The organism is Pseudogulbenkiania sp. AW2-16 (genome assembly GCF_056824575.1).
The window spans coordinates 3,498,650-3,515,971 of the sequence record NZ_CP157668.1 but is presented as its reverse complement, the minus strand read 5'-3'; the positions used below and the strand labels follow the sequence as shown (position 1 = coordinate 3,515,971).

General features: G+C 59.0%; 25 protein-coding genes. 6 read left to right on the top strand and 19 right to left on the bottom strand.

Annotated features, from left to right (window positions below; all coding sequences use genetic code 11):
• Nucleotides 1-62: 62 nt before the first annotated feature.
• A complete protein-coding gene (locus ABKF58_RS17005) occupies nucleotides 63-1,142 on the bottom strand; it encodes a tartrate dehydrogenase (RefSeq protein WP_482582250.1) in 1,080 nt (359 codons plus the stop codon).
• Between the two features lie 120 nt (nucleotides 1,143-1,262).
• On the opposite strand from ABKF58_RS17005, the gene ABKF58_RS17000 reads away from it, so the two are divergent.
• The gene (locus ABKF58_RS17000) at nucleotides 1,263-2,138 is read left to right on the top strand and encodes a LysR substrate-binding domain-containing protein (protein ID WP_482582249.1); all 876 of its coding nucleotides are present in this window, start codon (nucleotides 1,263-1,265) and stop codon (nucleotides 2,136-2,138) included.
• A 223-nt stretch (nucleotides 2,139-2,361) separates the two neighbouring features.
• Here ABKF58_RS17000 and ABKF58_RS16995 read toward each other — a convergent pair whose 3' ends face one another.
• Nucleotides 2,362-2,982 carry a hypothetical protein gene (locus tag ABKF58_RS16995; protein ID WP_482582247.1) on the bottom strand — a complete coding sequence of 207 codons (621 nt, stop codon included), beginning with the start codon at nucleotides 2,980-2,982 and terminating at the stop codon, nucleotides 2,362-2,364.
• 153 nt (nucleotides 2,983-3,135) lie between these two features.
• Here ABKF58_RS16995 and ABKF58_RS16990 point away from each other — a divergent pair, with 153 nt between their 5' ends.
• The 3 genes from ABKF58_RS16990 to ABKF58_RS16980 all read left to right on the top strand — a co-directional run bounded on the left by ABKF58_RS16990 (nucleotide 3,136) and on the right by ABKF58_RS16980 (nucleotide 4,407).
• Nucleotides 3,136-3,345, top strand: a complete 210-nt coding sequence (locus ABKF58_RS16990) for an HTH domain-containing protein (protein WP_482582245.1) — start codon at nucleotides 3,136-3,138, stop codon at nucleotides 3,343-3,345.
• Entirely contained in the window at nucleotides 3,339-3,761 is a 423-nt protein-coding gene (locus ABKF58_RS16985) for a helix-turn-helix transcriptional regulator (RefSeq protein ID WP_482582244.1), read from the top strand. Before ABKF58_RS16990 ends, ABKF58_RS16985 begins: the two co-directional genes overlap by 7 nt.
• A 280-nt stretch (nucleotides 3,762-4,041) precedes the next feature.
• The gene (locus ABKF58_RS16980) at nucleotides 4,042-4,407 is read left to right on the top strand and encodes a PA2779 family protein (RefSeq protein ID WP_008954017.1); all 366 of its coding nucleotides are present in this window, start codon (nucleotides 4,042-4,044) and stop codon (nucleotides 4,405-4,407) included.
• 42 nt (nucleotides 4,408-4,449) lie between these two features.
• Here the strand turns inward: ABKF58_RS16980 and ABKF58_RS16975 are convergent, their stop codons facing one another.
• On the bottom strand, nucleotides 4,450-5,355 hold the full coding sequence (locus ABKF58_RS16975; protein WP_482582242.1) for a DMT family transporter: 906 nt from the start codon (nucleotides 5,353-5,355) through the stop codon (nucleotides 4,450-4,452).
• Nucleotides 5,356-5,499: 144 nt separating this feature from the next.
• On the opposite strand from ABKF58_RS16975, the gene ABKF58_RS16970 reads away from it, so the two are divergent.
• Together ABKF58_RS16970 and ABKF58_RS16965 are read left to right on the top strand one after the other, a co-directional pair.
• Nucleotides 5,500-6,372: a helix-turn-helix domain-containing protein gene (locus ABKF58_RS16970; RefSeq protein WP_482582240.1), complete on the top strand. Its 873-nt coding sequence runs from the start codon at nucleotides 5,500-5,502 to the stop codon at nucleotides 6,370-6,372.
• A gap of 466 nt (nucleotides 6,373-6,838) precedes the next feature.
• A complete protein-coding gene (locus ABKF58_RS16965; protein ID WP_482582238.1) occupies nucleotides 6,839-7,054 on the top strand; it encodes a hypothetical protein in 216 nt (71 codons plus the stop codon).
• 297 nt (nucleotides 7,055-7,351) lie between these two features.
• Here the strand turns inward: ABKF58_RS16965 and ABKF58_RS16960 are convergent, their stop codons facing one another.
• The 16 genes from ABKF58_RS16960 to ABKF58_RS16885 form a co-directional block, all read right to left on the bottom strand.
• A complete protein-coding gene (locus tag ABKF58_RS16960; RefSeq protein ID WP_482582236.1) occupies nucleotides 7,352-7,870 on the bottom strand; it encodes an isochorismatase family protein in 519 nt (172 codons plus the stop codon).
• Nucleotides 7,871-8,535: 665 nt separating this feature from the next.
• Entirely contained in the window at nucleotides 8,536-8,841 is a 306-nt protein-coding gene (locus tag ABKF58_RS16955; protein ID WP_482582234.1) for a hypothetical protein, read from the bottom strand.
• Nucleotides 8,842-9,033: 192 nt separating this feature from the next.
• Nucleotides 9,034-9,213 carry a hypothetical protein gene (locus ABKF58_RS16950; RefSeq protein WP_482582232.1) on the bottom strand — a complete coding sequence of 60 codons (180 nt, stop codon included), beginning with the start codon at nucleotides 9,211-9,213 and terminating at the stop codon, nucleotides 9,034-9,036.
• A gap of 48 nt (nucleotides 9,214-9,261) precedes the next feature.
• A complete protein-coding gene (locus tag ABKF58_RS16945; protein WP_482582230.1) occupies nucleotides 9,262-9,849 on the bottom strand; it encodes a hypothetical protein in 588 nt (195 codons plus the stop codon).
• Nucleotides 9,842-10,081 (bottom strand): hypothetical protein, encoded by a 240-nt coding sequence (locus ABKF58_RS16940; RefSeq protein ID WP_482582228.1) that lies wholly within the window; start codon nucleotides 10,079-10,081, stop codon nucleotides 9,842-9,844. The genes ABKF58_RS16945 and ABKF58_RS16940 overlap by 8 nt, the downstream gene beginning before the upstream one ends.
• A 2-nt stretch (nucleotides 10,082-10,083) precedes the next feature.
• Nucleotides 10,084-10,566 (bottom strand): hypothetical protein, encoded by a 483-nt coding sequence (locus tag ABKF58_RS16935; RefSeq protein WP_482582226.1) that lies wholly within the window; start codon nucleotides 10,564-10,566, stop codon nucleotides 10,084-10,086.
• Nucleotides 10,563-10,868 carry a hypothetical protein gene (locus ABKF58_RS16930; RefSeq protein ID WP_482582225.1) on the bottom strand — a complete coding sequence of 102 codons (306 nt, stop codon included), beginning with the start codon at nucleotides 10,866-10,868 and terminating at the stop codon, nucleotides 10,563-10,565. The genes ABKF58_RS16935 and ABKF58_RS16930 overlap by 4 nt, the downstream gene beginning before the upstream one ends.
• A gap of 5 nt (nucleotides 10,869-10,873) precedes the next feature.
• Nucleotides 10,874-11,818, bottom strand: coding sequence for a hypothetical protein (locus ABKF58_RS16925; protein ID WP_482582223.1), 945 nt, complete (start codon nucleotides 11,816-11,818; stop codon nucleotides 10,874-10,876).
• Nucleotides 11,815-12,072, bottom strand: coding sequence for a hypothetical protein (locus tag ABKF58_RS16920; RefSeq protein ID WP_482582221.1), 258 nt, complete (start codon nucleotides 12,070-12,072; stop codon nucleotides 11,815-11,817). The genes ABKF58_RS16925 and ABKF58_RS16920 overlap by 4 nt, the downstream gene beginning before the upstream one ends.
• Nucleotides 12,069-12,542 (bottom strand): hypothetical protein, encoded by a 474-nt coding sequence (locus ABKF58_RS16915; protein WP_482582219.1) that lies wholly within the window; start codon nucleotides 12,540-12,542, stop codon nucleotides 12,069-12,071. Before ABKF58_RS16915 ends, ABKF58_RS16920 begins: the two co-directional genes overlap by 4 nt.
• Nucleotides 12,543-12,547: 5 nt before the next feature.
• Complete coding sequence (locus tag ABKF58_RS16910) at nucleotides 12,548-13,015, bottom strand: hypothetical protein (protein ID WP_482582217.1); 468 nt, start codon at nucleotides 13,013-13,015, stop codon at nucleotides 12,548-12,550.
• 46 nt (nucleotides 13,016-13,061) lie between these two features.
• Nucleotides 13,062-13,505: a hypothetical protein gene (locus ABKF58_RS16905; RefSeq protein ID WP_482582215.1), complete on the bottom strand. Its 444-nt coding sequence runs from the start codon at nucleotides 13,503-13,505 to the stop codon at nucleotides 13,062-13,064.
• Nucleotides 13,502-13,846, bottom strand: coding sequence for a hypothetical protein (locus ABKF58_RS16900; protein ID WP_482582213.1), 345 nt, complete (start codon nucleotides 13,844-13,846; stop codon nucleotides 13,502-13,504). The genes ABKF58_RS16905 and ABKF58_RS16900 overlap by 4 nt, the downstream gene beginning before the upstream one ends.
• Nucleotides 13,847-14,051: 205 nt before the next feature.
• Nucleotides 14,052-14,342 carry a hypothetical protein gene (locus ABKF58_RS16895; protein WP_482582212.1) on the bottom strand — a complete coding sequence of 97 codons (291 nt, stop codon included), beginning with the start codon at nucleotides 14,340-14,342 and terminating at the stop codon, nucleotides 14,052-14,054.
• A 276-nt stretch (nucleotides 14,343-14,618) separates the two neighbouring features.
• Nucleotides 14,619-16,868 (bottom strand): DUF3987 domain-containing protein, encoded by a 2,250-nt coding sequence (locus ABKF58_RS16890; protein ID WP_482582210.1) that lies wholly within the window; start codon nucleotides 16,866-16,868, stop codon nucleotides 14,619-14,621.
• 28 nt (nucleotides 16,869-16,896) lie between these two features.
• Nucleotides 16,897-17,121, bottom strand: coding sequence for a helix-turn-helix domain-containing protein (locus tag ABKF58_RS16885; protein WP_482582209.1), 225 nt, complete (start codon nucleotides 17,119-17,121; stop codon nucleotides 16,897-16,899).
• Between the last annotated feature and the right edge of the window lie 201 nt (nucleotides 17,122-17,322).

Sequence of the window (17,322 nt, the reverse complement as noted above, 5' to 3'; positions counted from 1 at the left end):
ATGAGCAACGCCCGTTCCCGCATAAGCGCGAGGCCGGGCGTTGTCGTGTCAGGGGGCGCTGATCACAAGGCCTCCACCACCGCCGCGCCGACCTCGCTGGTATCGGCCATCCCCCCCATGTCCGGCGTACGCGGCCCCTCGACCAGCACGGTTTCGATCGCCCGCATGATCCCGTCGTGCGCGTGTCGGTAGCGCGGATCGCCGTCGCCGAGGAAATCGAGCATCATCGCGCCGGACCAGATCATCGCGATCGGGTTGGCGATGTTCTGGTCGTAGATGTCGGGGGCGGAGCCATGCACCGGCTCGAACAGCGAGGGGAAGGTCCGTTCCGGGTTGAGGTTGGCCGAAGGCGCGATGCCGATGGTGCCGGAGCAGGCCGGCCCGAGGTCGGACAGGATGTCGCCGAACAGATTCGAGGCGACGACCACGTCGAAACGATCCGGCTGCAGCACGAAGCGGGCGGAGAGGATGTCGATATGCTGCTTGTCCCAGGCGACCTCGGGGTAGGCCTGCGCCATCGCCGCCACGCGCTCGTCCCAGTACGGCATGCTGACCGCGATGCCGTTGGATTTGGTGGCGGCGGTCAGCTTCTTGCGCGGCCGGCGCTGGGCGAGTTCGAAGCCATATTTGAGGATGCGATCCACGCCGTGGCGGGTGAACACCGCCTCCTGCAGCACCAGCTCACGCTCGGTACCCTCGAACATCTTGCCGCCGACCGACGAGTATTCGCCCTCGGTGTTCTCGCGCACCACATAAAAATCGATGTCGCCCGGCTTACGGTGGGCGAGCGGGCAGGGCACGCCATCAAACAGGCGCACCGGACGCAGGTTGACGTATTGGTCGAACTCGCGGCGGAACTTGATCAGCGAGCCCCACAGCGAGATGTGGTCGGGCACCTTGTCCGGCCAGCCAACCGCGCCGAAGTAGATGGCGTCGAAACGCTGCAATGTCTCGAACCAGTCGTCCGGCATCATCTTGCCGTGCTGGAGGTAATAGTCGCAGTTGGCCCAATCGAAGTGAACGAATTCGAGGGTGAGGTCGAACTTGGCCGCGGCGGCTTCCAGCACGCGGATGCCTTGAGGCAGCACCTCTTTGCCGATGCCGTCACCGGCAATCGCGGCAATTCTGAATGTCTTGTTCATGCAATGTCTTCCTGTTGTCCGGCCGTCAGTCGTGGCGCGTCAGTTGATCCGATATCCCTAGCATGCCGCAAAACATTCATTTAATAATTGCCTCATTTGTGCATTCATAAAACACGAATCATGAATAATGAACCGCAACTGGAAGACCTGCGTGTGTTCTGCCTGGTTGCCCGCAAATCGGGCTTCGCCAGCGCTGCCGAGGAGCTGGGGGCGTCCCCGGCTTACGTCAGTAAGCGGATACGGCTGCTGGAAGAGAGCTTGGGCGTGAAGTTGCTGTATCGCAGCACACGGCGGGTCGCGGTGACCGAGGACGGCGAACGGGTCTATCGCTGGGCACAGAAGATTCTCGATGACGTCGATCACATGGTGGACGAGGTGTCGGCGACCGGGCTGGCTCCGCGTGGCCTGATCCGTATCAGCAGCAGCCTGGGGTTCGGCCGTGTCCACGTCGCGCCGGCGCTGGCGGCCTTGGCCGAGCGTTATCCCCAGCTCGAAATCCGCTTCGATGTGACGGACCGGCTGGTCGATCTGGAGAGCGAAGGGATCGATCTCGACCTCCGGGTCGGCAACGAGATCGCGCCGCAGCTGATCGCCAAGAAGCTGGTTGCCAACCAGCGCATCCTGTGCGCTTCGCCGTCCTACCTCGAGCGGCATGGAATGCCGAAGAGCCTCGGCGAGCTGAGTGGCCACGATTGCCTGGCGATCAAGGAGCGCGGCCACCCATTCGGGGTCTGGCGGCTCGCCGGCCCCGGCGGCGAGACGGTGATACGCATCACCGGCCCCTTGTCAGCCAACCACGGCGAGATCGTGCATCAGTGGGCGCTGGCGGGGCGCGGCATCATGCTGCGGTCCCTGTGGGACGTGCGCGCTGCACTTGCCGCCGGGCGTCTGGTGCGGGTGTTGCCCGACTACAGCCAGCCGGCTGACATCTGGGCGGTTTCTCCCATGCGGTTGTCGAGCTCGGCCAAGCTCAAGGTGTGTGTCGATTTCATCTAACAGTACTTCCGGACGCAGGGTGCCGGATGATGACCCCTGGCAAGGGGCTTTAGCCGGGCAAGCCGGTCTGCCGGCGCCTACGGTCTGGGCCCTGAACCAGCTCGCCCATTGAGTTGTCCCAGCAACGGAGCGGGCGGTCTGACTTGGCCTGCCAGGCACCGCCCGGGTTTGCCGGCCGGTGCCGGTCCTGTGCGAGACAGAACCGGCAGACCGGCTGATGCGCTCAGAAGCGCTCGGGGAACTGCTTGGCCAGGGCGCCACCCAGTGCATCGGCGATCACGTTCATGTGCTGTTTCATGGCGTCCCAGGTGTGGGCCTCCTGGCGGTAGTCCTTGTCCTTGAGCTCCTGAATCTGCTGGACGTGATGGCCGCCATGGGCCAGCAGCAGGCCTTGCAGCGTTTCTTTCGGCAGGTAGGGGTTGGCGCTGGACAGGAAGGCGGCGATCTCGTCCACGTTGGCGGCCATGGCTTTGTTGGCGCTGTCCTGCCCGCTCTTGCTGCCTTTCTCCGTGGCGATCAGATACTGCTTGACCGCGCCGTAATGGCCGGCGAGCAGGGTGAACAACTTGTCCGAGGCGGCCTGCCCGTAGAAGGGCTGGATCGACGCGGCAATCTGTTTGGCGTTGGCGACCACCTCTTGCTCCGCGGCGGCCGCGCCGGACTTGTCGTGCGCCAGCGTTTCCAGTGCGACGTTACGCACCCAGAAAATGTGGCCGCTCCAGAGATCGCGCAGTGCCACTTGCGTTTGTGAAATCTTGGGGCTGTTGCTCAGCTCGGCATGGGCGAGCGGGGACAAGAAGGCCGCGATAAGCGACGCCGCCAGGGTTTTTTGCCAGGTTTTCATGAGAAATCTCCTTCGTGCTCAAGCTTCTTTGGGAGCTGTATTGTAGCCTATTTTGTCACTTAAACAATATAAATGTGTTTTAACTTATCAAAGTGATTTTTGCGCCATGAAGGATATAATCAAACTGAACGGGCAAATTGAAGGTGTAGCGACATGTTGGAAGCAATGGGTGAGCGTCAGCAGCAACTGTTACGACTGCTGCAACGGCAGTCTGCCGGGCTGACGGTGGAGCAACTGGCACAGGAGTTGGCCGTTACCCGTACCGCGGTCAGGCAACATCTGACGGTGCTGGAACGGGATGGTCTGGTGGAACGCGGGATGACGCAGCCGACGGGGGGCGGCCTGAGCAGCTTTTCGTGCTGACCCCGAAGGGGCAGGAGGTGTTTCCCCGCCGCTATTCCTGGTTTGCCGAGCTGCTGCTGAAGATGCTGGAAGCCAAGCTTGGTCAGGACGAGCTTGCCAAACAATTGGCCGAGATCGGCACCAGTCTGGCCGCTACCTTGCCGCCGGCGCGGGCGAACGATCCGGAAGCGCGCATCCGGGCGCTGGCCGACATCATGCTGGAACTCGGCTACGATGCCCGGCCGCAAGATGCCGGCCCCGGCCTGCCGGGCATCGTGGCCACCAATTGCATCTTTCATCATCTGGCGGCACGTTTCCCGGAAGTGTGCCAACTGGACCTAGCGCTGATGTCGAGCTATGTGGGAGAGCCCGTGACACACGAAGAATGCATGGTGCGGGGTGGGACTTGCTGCCGCTTCCGGTTCGCCAAGCCGTGAGCCGTGTCTGTGCCGGGCTGAGGCGCTCCGTCATGCCACGCACTGCAAGAGGGTATTCATCCCCGTCAGGGGCTGGTGCGACATCTCCACTAGCCAGGAAAGCGTGGGCTGGGCCGGCCACCGTGCCTGGTTGAAGGGAAGGTTGGCCGAAGATCCAGAGGACATGCCTTGGGCATTTAAAAGGAATTGGCGGATTGTCATTGCGCTGCCATGTGCCACACTGAAACAAGCGGAAAGGGGGCTCGCTGACGGGTTTCAACTCTTGTTCAGGAGGTGTGAAATGTCTGTTTCCATTGCCAAATACCTTGGTACCGCGCTGTTGGCGTCATGCTTGGCCGTGCAGGCCCCGCTGGCCCGTGCCGGTATGGTTTCGACCGAGCAGGCGGCTGCCGCGCAGCAGGCCCAGCAAGCCCAGGCCGATCGGGAAAAAGTGAGGACCTTTCTTGATCGGGCAGAAGTCCGTGACAAGCTGCAGGCCCTTGGCGTGCAGGCCGCCTTCGCCAAGGATCGCGTCGATTCAATGACCGATGAAGAAGTCACCACGCTGGCTCAACGCATCGATACGCTCTCGGCCGGTGGCCGGCTCAGCAATTACGACCTGATCGTGATTTTGCTGATCGTGCTGATCATCGCCGTCATCGTGTAGTTTTTCCCGGTTTCGTTTGGGGTAACGCCAGCATGGGGCGGCTCAGGCTGCCCGGCTGGTGACGGGGGCCGCTGTGCGCCGGGTAGGCTGACGGAATACCAGCACGTTGCCGGCCAGCACCAGGATCAGCCCCGCCAGCGCGAGCGGCGTCCAGTGATAGCCCTCCAGCCACACCGACACGTTCAGCGCCACCACCGGGAACAGGACGGTGCAGTAGGCCGCGCGCTCCGGGCCGAGCCGGCCGACCAGCATCAGGTAGGCGGTGAAGCCGATCACTGAGCCGGGAATGGCGAGGTAGAAGAGGGCGCCCAGGTAGTGCGGCGAGGTGTCGAGGGTGAGCGGCAGGCCGGCGGCGAGACTGCCCGCGAGCAGGATCAGTGCACCGGTCAGCATGGCCCAGGCATTGGTCTGCAACGGCGTGTGGCCGAGCGCCTGCAGCCGTGCCGACAGCAGGTTGCCGGCGGAGAAGCACAGGGTGCCCAGGACCGATAGCCCCAACCCGAGCAGGGTGCCGCCGTCGGTGCTGTGGCCGGCCAATTGCGGCCAGAACAGGGTGGCGATCCCGGCCAGCCCCAGCGCGCCGCCCGCCATCACCTGCGGGGCAATGCGGCGCTTGAGGATCAGGCGCGCATTCAGTGCGTTCCACAGCGTGGCGGTGGAGAACACCACGGCCACCAAACCGCTCGGCAGATAGTGGCTGGCGTAGTAAAAGCACAGGAAATTGAAGCAGAACAGCGTCAGCCCCTGCGCGGCGATCAGGCCGAGGGCTGTGCCGTGCGGGCGACGCAGCTGGCCACGCCAGGCCAGGATGGCGAACAGCGCCGCGGCGGCGAGGAAAAAGCGGTAGGCGATCGAGAGCGGAATCGGAACCGGCCCCAACTGCACCTTGATGGCGATCCAGGTGGTGCCCCAGATCAGCACGGTGGAGAGGTAAAGCAGGGCGTTCATGGCGATGGCTCCGGGGGAGGGACAATGGCGCTAGTTTCACCGAACCCGGCGGAACGGGATTGCACATTCCTGCGCTTTTTTGGCGCCGAGCGATGCCGTATAGGCCGTCAGGCCGTACACTAACGGCATCGAGAAAGCCACATCATGCCCCGCGCCACCCTACCCGTTTACGACACCCTGACCCAGACCCGCGCCGAACTGGAGCGCAGCAGCATGCTCGGCGACGGCCTGTCGGCCGCGCTGTGGCAGCGCAACCAGCTCGAAGACACCGTCTACAGCCGTCCCGGCCACCATACCTTGTCGCTCTACCTCGAAGGCGGTTTCGACATTCGGCGCCGCGACCAGCCCGGCCGGCGTGGGGCGCCGGACAAGCTGTGCATCCTGCCCGCCGAACACGAATCGGATTGGCGCGTCAGCGGCCCGATCCGCTTTCTGCACCTGTACTTTGCCCCAGATCGCTTCGACGCCCTGGCCCTGACCCTGCTCGATCGCGAGGCGCGCGACCAGCAGCTCTACGACCGCACCTACATGGACGACCCGTGGCTTGCCGCGGTGTGCCGTCGACTGGCCGGACTCGATTGGGACGATCCGCATGGCCGGCTGGCCGGCAACGCGCTCGGCCATGAGGTGCTGGCGCACCTGATGCTGACGCAGACCGGCCGGTGCCGGACGGTGACGGTGAGAGGAGGGCTCGCCCCGGCGCAGCGCCGCCGCGTGCAGGAGCTGATCGAAGCCCGGCTCGACAGCGTGTTGACGGTGGGCGAACTGGCGGCCGAGCTGGCGCTGTCGGAGTACCACTTCGCGCGCATGTTCCGCGCCTCGTTCGGCCAACCTCCACATGCCTGGATCTTGCAGCGTCGCCTGCTGCGCGCCCGGGAGGCGCTGGCGGGAGGGGATCAGGCGCTGGTCGATATCGCCGCGAGCTGCGGCTTCGCCAGTGCCAGCCACCTGGCCAACCGTTTCCGTGCCGCGCTCGGCGTGACGCCCGGCGAGTACCGGCGCTGGGCGGGGAGATAGGCTCTCGCCCGGCCTGTTGATCGCCCTGTAGCGCGCTTGGCGATACACACGAGGTGTCGCCTCTGATCGCCCTGGCTCCATTGCGTGGTGTCGGGGCTTCCGTCTGCACGGCAAGAATGATCGCCATGGCCGCGACATCGCCTGTCCGGCCTGTCTTTGTTGACCAGGAGAGAGACATGACCGCTTCCATGAAACGCGCGTTGATCGTCATCGATGTGCAAAACGAATACGTCACGGGCCACTTGAGGATCGAATACCCATGGGTCAGAAAAGGATAGGTAGCCTGAACGCCTTATCTAGCAAGGCGTTCAGACTTATTTGATGGGAGAGTCTGGCGAGTTTGGTTACGCCGGTATTACAAGATAAGGTGGCGGGTGCCGACCGTGGGGAATTTACTACACTGAAGTACCAGCGCCGATTTGCTCTTTGCGGGCGCTTAACAAGTTCATGCTAAGGAACCCAAGCCATGGATACCGTCATTCCTGAACAGCTAGACCTGTTCGTCCCCATGCAGCTCGACCTGTTCAACGATGAAAAAAGCCCAGCTGATCAGCTGGGCTTGTCTAGCCTAGACCATCCCGTTGCCGTGACCGTAGCCGTCGCGCTTGCGGCTCCCCGGCCACGCCAGCAGATCCGCCCAAGCGAAAGCCCCGAGCGGCGGAGGCTGGCCGAACGGGGCTGAGGGGTCAGGGTACAGCAATTTACAGTGTAGGTTGCCGCCGACAAATTGAAAGCTTCCAGTGCGACGAGCAGATAGCAAAGAGCTACCTAACAGGCAGGGGCATGGGGCCGAGGAGGAGTGGCAACAAAAAGGGTTCCATGCCACGGCAAGGAACCCTCTGAAAAGGAGTATTCACTATGTTTCAATCATAGACACGGCTCCGGGGAATTGACAGCCCCAAAGGTATCCTCCGAGCGCTGGGTTCCATTCGCTCCTCTGCTGCCCGCATGACTTCAGATCGACCCGCCGACTTCTATGTCAATGAAGTTCGAGCAGATATTGCAGCGATGTGATCGGGTGAACACCTTGCTGACGCAGACGTTTCAATGCCAGTTGATGCGCTTCTTCGGAGGTGTCTCCACAGGCATCGGCGATGACGTACACCAAAATGCCCCGATCCAGCGCCGACAATGCCGAGTCGGCGATTGAAACCGAGGTTCGCAGGCCAGCCAAGACGACTATTGGCGTCTCGGCTGACGTGACCCACTGGACAATCCATTCGTTCAGCTGAGGTTTCGAGTTCGAGCGGTCGCTCACCGTATGGTCGGGCCACCTTGATGGTTGGACGACGCATTCCTTGTCTGGCTGGTCGGCTATCGCTGTCACGAGGATCGGCACATGACATGCCTTGGCCGCCTTGGTCACCATAAAGACATTGTTGCGGAGCGGGTCCGCATAGGCAGGTTGCGCAGCTACGCCTATTCTCGGCTGGTGGTCGATCAGGATGACCGAGTGGTTCTCATGATCAAGCAAAGTTTGGTCTTTAGCGACAAGCATGTTCATCCCCCTGATGAAGTGCCGATCAAAAAGAGGGGCCTGCCTGGGGCAGAGTCAGGCAAGCCCGTTCCACCTTTTACCAACAGAGACAGTTCAAACGTAGTCAGGGTGACTGGCGAGGGCAAGGAGATATTTTCAATTGGCATTCAGGTCAGCAAAAGGCTACGCCATCAACAAGTTGGGGGGACATGTGTCCAAGGTGAGGCTGCTGTGGTTGCACATCCCCCCGTAAGGACATGGAGAAGCGAGCCGCCGCAGACGATCAAGCTCTAGCGGAAGGTGATATTTCTTGCCTATGATTATTGGATATTTGGTGCTGAATTGAACTGTTAGCGGAAGGAGTCACATGATGGAAAAGTTCATGTTCAAATGTGATGTATGCGGGCAACCCTATCAGCATGGGCCTCATCGATATGAGGGGCATATACTTGAACTGTATGGCGATATTTTCGTCTGTGATCCATGTTGGAACGGCAATCATGATGGCTGGGCTCCCCGCTACGAGCCAGTTCTTCTTGAACATCTGAAAAGACGTGGCCTATCGGTTCCCCCGAGAAATAGCAAGGGATGGCTTCCTCGCAGTTAATGGCCTGAGATGGAAACCCTTGCTGCTAATTCCGTTGGCGGTGCCGCCCTGTTAGCGGAAAATTAGAAGCTGTGGGGAGCTACGGATATGTAAGTTTCCTCTGCATTTCATCAGAAAAACATACAGCATCGTGAAATGGCAATTCGAATCGGCTGATCGCACCCCATGGCCCAACCTCAACGATCAAAAGATCGCCCTCCTCATCATTTTTTACTCGCCAGCAGGTTGCAATCTTCTGAATCGAATCGTCCTCGACGGTGGTTACATGAATCTTGCGCTTTTCGTTCGGATCAACTTTCCGTGCCCTTTTGAGTTGCGCAATGGCGGTGCGGGTGTGAGGAGAGGCGTATTTCAGGATGTAAGTCAGCTCAGCGGGAGTTTTCATGAAGGTCACCTGTGCTTTTGTGTAATTTCAGGCTACTGCCTTCAGAATCAGGGATCAACAAGAAAGTCTTGGCCAATAGAGTTTCACCTATCTTTTTAGATAAAACACTATATACGCCCCTGTTGTTTATTTGGTCTTTTCCACCATAGGGGACAGTTTTTCCTATATCAAATTGCGCCGCTTCGAGATTGCCTAGCCGCCGAACCGTTCCTTTTCGACGCCAAGAAGCGTCTTGAACCGGGGCATGGCGGGCGCCGCCATGTTCCACGCATCCGTTAAGGGCGGCTGGGGCGTTGGCACGGCGGAATGAATCGCGGCGGCGGCGAGGACGACGGCGGGCATGTTGGTCGAAGCGGTGGTGAGGGGAGTCATTTGATTCTCACGGATAGTTGACCCCGGCCTATATTGGCCAGGGTTTTTCTATAACAGGTCACGACGTTTACCGCCTTGCTCACGGCTTGATCCGGCGTAAGTGTCGATGGTCTGTTCGATGGTGTTCGCCACCAACTCACGCGCCGCTGCCTGTCGGGCCTGTTCTTCCAAGCTGTCCGTGGATACGTCGATAGGCGCGGCGGCTTCGGGGCTGTAGGGCTTGGCCGGTTCAGGCACCGGCTTGGCCGGCTGGTGGTCGATGGTCCGCGCTGGCAACGGGCTGTCCTGCGCCTGCACCGCTGAATTCAGCAAGAACGCCACGAGCTTGGCCTGTTCGAGCATGGGAAGGCTGTGGACGTTGACATTCACCGAAGGCGCAAGGCTTTCTTCCGGCTTGGCGAACGCTGGCGCAATGCGCGGCAGAATCTGGCTCACGAAGATGGCGGGGTTGTCCTTGCAGAATTGGAAGAGCCAGTCTTGACCACCCAGCCGCTGATACACCGCGAGACAATCCAGCCGGACGGCTTCCCGCATCTCCGCCGTTGCCATCGGCTTGACGTTCTTGGTGCCAGCCTTCTTCCCGCTGTTTGGATGCTTGGGCGCGACTCCGCGAGGACGACCAACGGGATTAGCCATTTTCTTTCTCCCCGCACGAAATTGCCACCCCGTCCGGTCGCCATTCGAAGCGCACGATGAATATTTTATCGGCGATGGTTTGTTCGACTTCAGTGGTGCCGACTTCACAGGGGGTAGCCAATGTTTCGGCGATGGCGGGCTTCTTCAACAAATAAGACCAAACCGCCGCTTCGGCCAATAGCTGCTGTAACTTGGCCAGTTCGTCAAATGATCCAGAAAACAGTCGGTCCATGATCATGTCCTTGTCGGCGGCGTCATCACCAAACCGGCGACATGGCCGAACGCATCGCGCCTAGTGATTCGGACACCACAGCCATCTTCATTGCTCGCCATCAGAATCCGACCGTTTGCATCGCGCGTGATCTGAAACTCATGACTGCCCAAGCTGAACGACACCACCCGGCCTAGATCGTTTTGCCGCATGGTGATCGGGATTTCCCGGCTGGGAATCGGCCAGACTGGCGGGCGCGGTGCGACGGCGGCGAGTTCCTTGTGAGCCGTTGCTGCTGGCACAGGCGTGGGGCTGGGAAGGCGTTCGGTGCCCGGTGCAGGGGAATGTATCTGGCGCAGCAAAGCCTGCACACGCGGACTGCGCGGGGCTGCTGGTGGCGCTTCGGGTGCTGTTGGCGCGTGGCCGGCGACAGCGGCGGCGATCCGTTTGATGTCGTCGTCGGACAGCGCAGACTTGCGGCTGAGGCGGGACAGGGCGGACATCATGAACTCCCTGCACCCACGGTCGCGTGGATCGCGGAATGCCAGCCGGTACTCGCCGAGATCGACGTGACCCGGTGCCACGTCACGGCGTTCGACACCGTGTTCACGTTCATCACGATGTCCTTTGGCGACATCCCGATGCTCGCTGTCGATTGTGACCCGTACCCGCAACCGGCGAAGAAGTTGGCAGCCGTGATGTCGGTGGAAGCATGCGAACTTTCATAAAGAAACATGTTTCCGCCCGATGTTGAACAGAATCCGACATCCAGAATTTTACGGGCCGGGTTGGTTGAACTGTAAGCCATGATATTTAGCCTCCGTCTCTAAATTCGTAAAGCTGGCGCAGTCTGGCCTGTAACCGCTCGTCGGCCAGATAAGCCTTGCGGTTGGTCCGCATCAGATTCTCGATCTGCGCTATCTCGGCGGCAATAGCCGGACCATTTTGCGGAAAACTATTTACACCGATAGCGGATTTATACAAGGCCAGCACCATTTCCGGCGTGTTGCCCGAGAGAACGCCACCCTTGCAAACCGTTTGCGTCAGCTTGTCACGTTGTTCGATTGGCAACGTCGCCAAATAGTTTTTTACCAACCGAAGATTGGCTGCGAATTGGTTGTTGCCCCAATGATTTCTGAGGACGGCTTCGCAAGCCGCCTGATCGGCAGGGGCGCGTTTTTCAATGTAGGCGAATTCGGCGTCTGACAATTGATCGGCGGTGACGCCCATTAGCCCGGATGCGGATTGCTGTTGTGGCTGTTGAGATTGTTCAGCCGCCTTGGACAGCCAATAGCTAACCGCCATGATGAAACGCTGTGGAGCCGCCCGCTGGTCCATATAATTCAAAAAGCTTACCCACGCATTCCGGTCTTGCTTTGGCACCGTCACCCCCGGCAAATTGTATCGGTGCGTCGCTTGGATTTGGTAAGTCGGTTGCGGCAAAAACGCATTCGACTTGTACCAATGAATCGCGGCATCCACCAGCGCCGAATCCTGTTTTAGATGCCTGACCATATCGTTTCTGAAAACTTCGGCTGCCTGATCCACTACCTGATGGGCTTGCGGCATTGACGTACCGGGCGGCAATGGGGTGCCGAAGATTTCGGGCGGCGCAGCGGTGTAAGGCTGGGAGTAATCCACCAGTTCATCAGGAACCGGGGCCGACCATTCGAAATCGGTCGACACCAAAGGCGTGTCGGGTTGGTACTGCTGCAATTCGCCGAAGCCGTCATTCGGCACCAAATCAAAATCGCTCATTTAGTCACCCCATTTTGAAATAGGCTAAACCGGATTTCGCCACCACTCGCATGGAAATCGACGCCACGTCGTTTCAGGATGTTGGCCGTCTCAAGCGTCTGTAATTCATCTTTGAGCCACTGGCGGTAACTAGCTGAGATTTTGGTTTTGCCGACAATTAAATCCATCAAAGCGTCCACAGTACCGGTCCATGGGCCTTTCTCAGCGGTTTGCTTGATCAGGTCGAGTGCGGACCAAAAAGACAAGTTTTTCATGTGGTGTCCTCCCGTTCAGCGAGTGCACGCATGGCCAACCAAGGGCGTTGACAAGCCTTGTGCAAATAGCGGGAGGGCACCGGCTCTCGCTTTAAATCCAATTCAGGCACTAGTTCCAAGTTGGCGCGACCGCCTTCATCGACATGGCAAAAAGAGCACTGATTTGTTGATTGTGGAAACCTTGATAAACGTCGCTTGGCAATTTCCGGGTCAAGGGGGTGCGCGAGACAAACTAGCCGGAACGTTTTGTCGGTCGCGCGCCAGAGTGCTGTTTCGTATCGGCCTTCCAACGTGCGTTGGGTCGATTCCTTTCGGAGAAAGTTATCGATCAAGTATGGCTCTGGCGCTTTGTCCCCCATGGAGTACGCGACAAAAACAATCAGGCTTTCAAGGCTGCCGCGCCAAGCGATGAATTGCCGCGCCACTGCCTGCACGTGCGCGTAGATAAGCAGTTCGGTTTCGGGCGACATGGCTATCACCGAAGCGTGGCGTGCTCAGTTAAAAAGAGCAGCGCTTCTTCACGGCTGGTGAAGCCTTTGCCCAAGATAATGCCGTCACTGCACCGCCGTACCGCATACAGGTCGTCAGGCCCAAGGTGCACGATTTCGTGATTCGGCGGCAGGCCGGCTTGTGTCACTACCAACGGAGCGAGGGCATGAAATTCGAGTTCTTCCAGCTGGGCATAACCTCTGCCGGCGTTGACCACCAGCAGCCGGGCATAAAAGGCGCGACCTTCATCGATGACTGCGATCTCGTCGAAGGGCTGGAACATATCGGCCACTACCGACCAGAAATCAGAGTCCAGCAAGCGCTCGCGGGGTGTTCCTCGCGGCGCGATGGCGCGGAAAGTCTGGTTGCAGAACTCGCGTAGCTTGAGGTTGTTTCGCGGCAAGGCCGGGGTCTTGGCGTGCGTGGTGGTAGCGGTGGCGGGGACGCTGCTCATAGTCGTAGCTCCAAGGGGTTATGGAGCTTCGACCATGCGTGTTTAACTATTTGCGCGATGCCGGTTCTGGCGTCGCCGGTTTCTCTAAAATTTCGTCTATCACCGAACCGATGGTTTCCTTGTCCGGTATGGACTCAAGGCCGAAATGGCTGGGGCCAAATCTCATGAAGACGTTTCGTACAGCAGCGACACGTTTGTGCTTTGGTACATCGTGCAGGCTTACCAGCGACACCGCCATGGCCACCTTGTCGCGGAAGGCGCGGGACTCTTTCTTGTTGCGCTCGGCTGTTCTCTTGCTCTTTCTGGCCTTGGCTCGGCGTGCTTTCCACTGTGCATCCAAGCCGGCTAGGGCTTCGGCGCGAAGCCCGGCTGGTGCATTGGCAAGTTCCTGTTCAAGCGCTGTCCGCTCGGCCCATTCCACCACGGCGAGCAGGGCGGCTTGGTCGCCTTGCCGGGCCTGCTCGATCAGGCGGTGCAGGTCAGCAGTCATGATGTCCTCCGGTGTTCCATACCTCTGTTTGCCTCAGAATCGCCCGCTGGCGCGATCTGCCGTGAGGTACGTGTGGTGGCCTCACCCACAGGGCGGCGGGGGCGTGGTGGGGCTAGCTTAGGCTCTGGCGACAGCAGGATGGGCGCGACCCCGAGTAAGGCTGTGGCTTCGGCCAGAACAGCGCCGAGCTTGAGCCTGTAGTCGGCTTGTTCGGCAAAGGTCAGGCGCGGGCCGGGCGGTTGCCAGACCAAGGTCATGGTGGCCAGCGCCGGATTGATGGTGCGGGACGGGATGGTGGCGGTGCAGCGGTAATTGCCGACATCAAACGCAATTGATTTCATGGTCGAAAACCCCCTTGCTTGTAGCACTGGCGTAGCCAAACAGCCCATACCACCCGCCAAGCCCAATGAATTCAAGGCTTCCAGCTGTTTACCACCGGATACACCATCCGGCGCGAGTGGTGGCCTGACTGCTGTTCCGCTGTGCGGGCCGTTCTAGTTTCGCTGTGCGGAATATGAAACCTGTATGCCTGATACAAGATTGTCATCACAATAGGTGCAGTATCTTGACCATTCTGGCAAACAGTTCGGCATTGGTTTCACCCGGCAGCTTCAGTGCCATCAATGCCGCGAACGTGTCAGCCGGCAGGTAAGCGGTCACACGTTTCTGGCCGGCTTCTTTCCGCTTCCGCCGCACCTTGCGTTGTTTCAGCGCACCTGTGCTTACGGCCTGCGTGTCAGTCCACACGCGCCAGCCGGCAGCCAGCAGCCGCTCGGCCTCCTGCGTGGTCATCACCGTCCGGAAGTGCGACGGGTGCGCCAGCTTGATTTCTTTCATTCCGCACCTCTCATTCCACCCCACCCGGGGTGACTGTCAGTTGTCAGTGCCTACACACCAATACACACATAAAAAAAACCAAAAAACTATTTTTCACCCGGGAAAATCAGTTTTTTAATCAATATTCTCTCTCTCTCTCTGACAGACTGACAAATGCCTTCTAGCCCTTATCCAGCAAGGGCGTCAGCTGTCAGTAAATTTTTTACTGACAGTCAGTTGACGTAGCCCGGGTGAAAGGGACCAGCGTCCGTTTCATTAACTGTCAGTAAACCGGTTTTACTGACACCTGACTGACTGGCTAATCTCGTCCGCGAGGATGATCCATTCGTTGTCTTTCTCGTCTTTCCGTATCGTGATCAGTTCGGCTCGCAGCATTGTCTCGATCATGCTGTCCATGTCGCGCCGGCTGATGGTCAGAAACCGGTAGGCTTCCCGCATCCGCATCTCGCCCCTGCATTCCTTGCTTTTCAGTTTCTTCAACAGGCGGTTGATCCGCTTTTCGAACTCGCTGCTCGCGACTACGCCACCGCACTTGCGATAGGTATTCTCCAAACACCACGCCATGAAGCGCTTGGCCTGATCGAAGTGTTCCATGGTCACGACGTATTTCCCGTCACCCACGGCAAGGATGGCGGCGATCTTCAGTGTGTTCTCGGTGTAGCGGGTGAAAAGACCGGCGAATTTCTTGTCATGGCACTGCTTTTCCCATGCGGCCTGATTCAGTGCGTCGAGTTCCGCCTGTACTTCCGGCGTATAGTCGATCTTGCGCCCGGTGCCGGGAGGCACATAGCCCAGCAGGTCATAGCGCTTGCCCTCGCGGAAAAACGCATTCAGGCGGTCTTGCAGCACCTTGGGTACGGCGGTATCGGGTTTGGGTTGGTGGCGATAAGGTGGATCGTCGGGCAGACAGACAAAGATGAAACGGTTCATGGTGCCGTCGTCCATTTGTTCCGACGACAGCACATCCCACACCTTGGCGGTGGTGCCGCCGATGATCTGCACAAAGGGATTCTCTACGGCAGGAAGATTTTTATGCGCGTCGGAGTAATTCTTTGGCGGCATACGTGCGCCGTTATAGGCATCGAGCATTGCGCGATACAGGCCGGCTCCATTGCTGTTGGTGTTGCCGTTCATCGCTCTCAGTTTATTGGCCAGTTCATCGACCCGGATCAGGACATTCGGCATGGCAATCAATTGCCGGCGCAAGGCGGCTTCCGATGCCGGGAAGTCGCTAATGCAGTCCCTAGCGTCGGTGTGGGCCAGCAATTTGGCCATGTTGTCGAATGCTTGGTTCTTGCCGCTGCCGGTTTCTCCTTCCAGAACCAGATAAAGATTTAGTTTGCCGTCACCGGGCAAGGTGCAATACGGGCCAGCCAGACAGGCGACCATGACCAAGGCGCAGGCGTAAGCAAACTCTTCACGCGGCGAGTAAGACGCACCCATGACCCAGCGGGCGATTTCACCCACAAGGCCCGGCGCATTGTCGTAAATGTCCATCGGGAAAACCAGTTCTTCATCGACCACACGCGGTTCGATCTTGTCGGTTTTACCGGACACCCACCCATCGTTGAACACGGCCAGCCGCTCGCGCAGTCCGGGCTTGCTCTTGCGATAGCCTTTCTCGATTTCTGATCGGGCAAAGTCCATCGCCCGCTGTTCATCGTTATGGCGATGCGACATGAAATAGTCGCGGGTGGAATGGCAGTGCAGCAGTGTGGCGAAGATATCCTCGCGGCTTGCGCCTTCATCCAATAGCTTGATGATCAGGCCGTGAATGACGGCAGATCGATCATGCTTGCCTTGGCCAATGACGACTTCTTTCTGTTCGGGAGTCAGGGAATAGCGGTCCAAGTCCAGAACCTTGCCCGGTGCTTCCGCCATCATGGAAAGGGGCCGCGCTGGCGTTTCCGCTGGCTTCAGGCGGCTTGCCAGCGGCAATAGGTCATCGCCCTCTAGATAGGGAATAGGGGCCGTCTTGATGGCTTGGAACGTCAGCGTCAGGAAACGCGGGCTAGTACCTAAATAGATTTCGACATGACTGCAATCTGGATAAAGTGCGTCAGGCGTATCTCTGTAGGCCATTGCCCACGCCTCGGGCACCCACGCAAACGAGCGCACGCCGGTTCCGCTCGGCGAAGTCTCGGCATACCCTGCAAACGGAAGCTGGAAGTGTTCGAAATCCACTTCATCAAAATCTATACCGCACAATTGCCAGCCGGCGACCTTGATTGCACCGGTCAGCACAAGGCCAACACCAAGGTTGTTTTCCTGTGCGATGGCAGCGGCTTCCAGTAGTGGTTTCCAGTGGGTTGGTTCATCGGTGGAAAGTTTGCATCTGCCATTCCACGGCACTTTGTCGAATTTGCCGGGCTTATCCGGCTTCGGCACCATCGCGTATGTTACCCAATTCGGCAGCGCCCCCAATTCCTGAAAGATATCGGTGGTGCTATAATTCGCGTCAGGGATAAGTCCATTTGCCTCTTGCTCCGCGCCACCGGACAAGGGGCTTTCCTTTTGGTCGTCCATAATCAGTCCCCCTTCATTGACTTCCCTTTCAACCCGCCACCCGGCAGCTTGCCAAGAAAGCATCCAAATCACTTTTGAGGTAAAACACACGTCCACCGATTTTCAGATAGGGGATGACGACTTTCCCCGTACTGCGCCAATTGTCGAGGGTGCTGGTCGATAGATTGGTGTAGGCCGATGCTTCCGGCGTGGACAGTTTGGGGTCGCTGGGCAGAACGGCAGGATTTTCAATGGTTTTGATTTTGCGCGGCATGATCTTTCTCCTCGAAGCAATCGCTGAAATGCGATTTAGTGGAACCACACTATGCCTGCGGTAGAACTATGGGAAGAGCGGTTTCCCGAAGTAGTCTTAAATGGATTTCTAATCGGGGAAATAAATAAGCCCGCCTTGTTTGGCGGGCCTTTGAGGGGGTGTCGGGTGAACAGCTAGAAATACAGGGGCGGCTCAATCTGT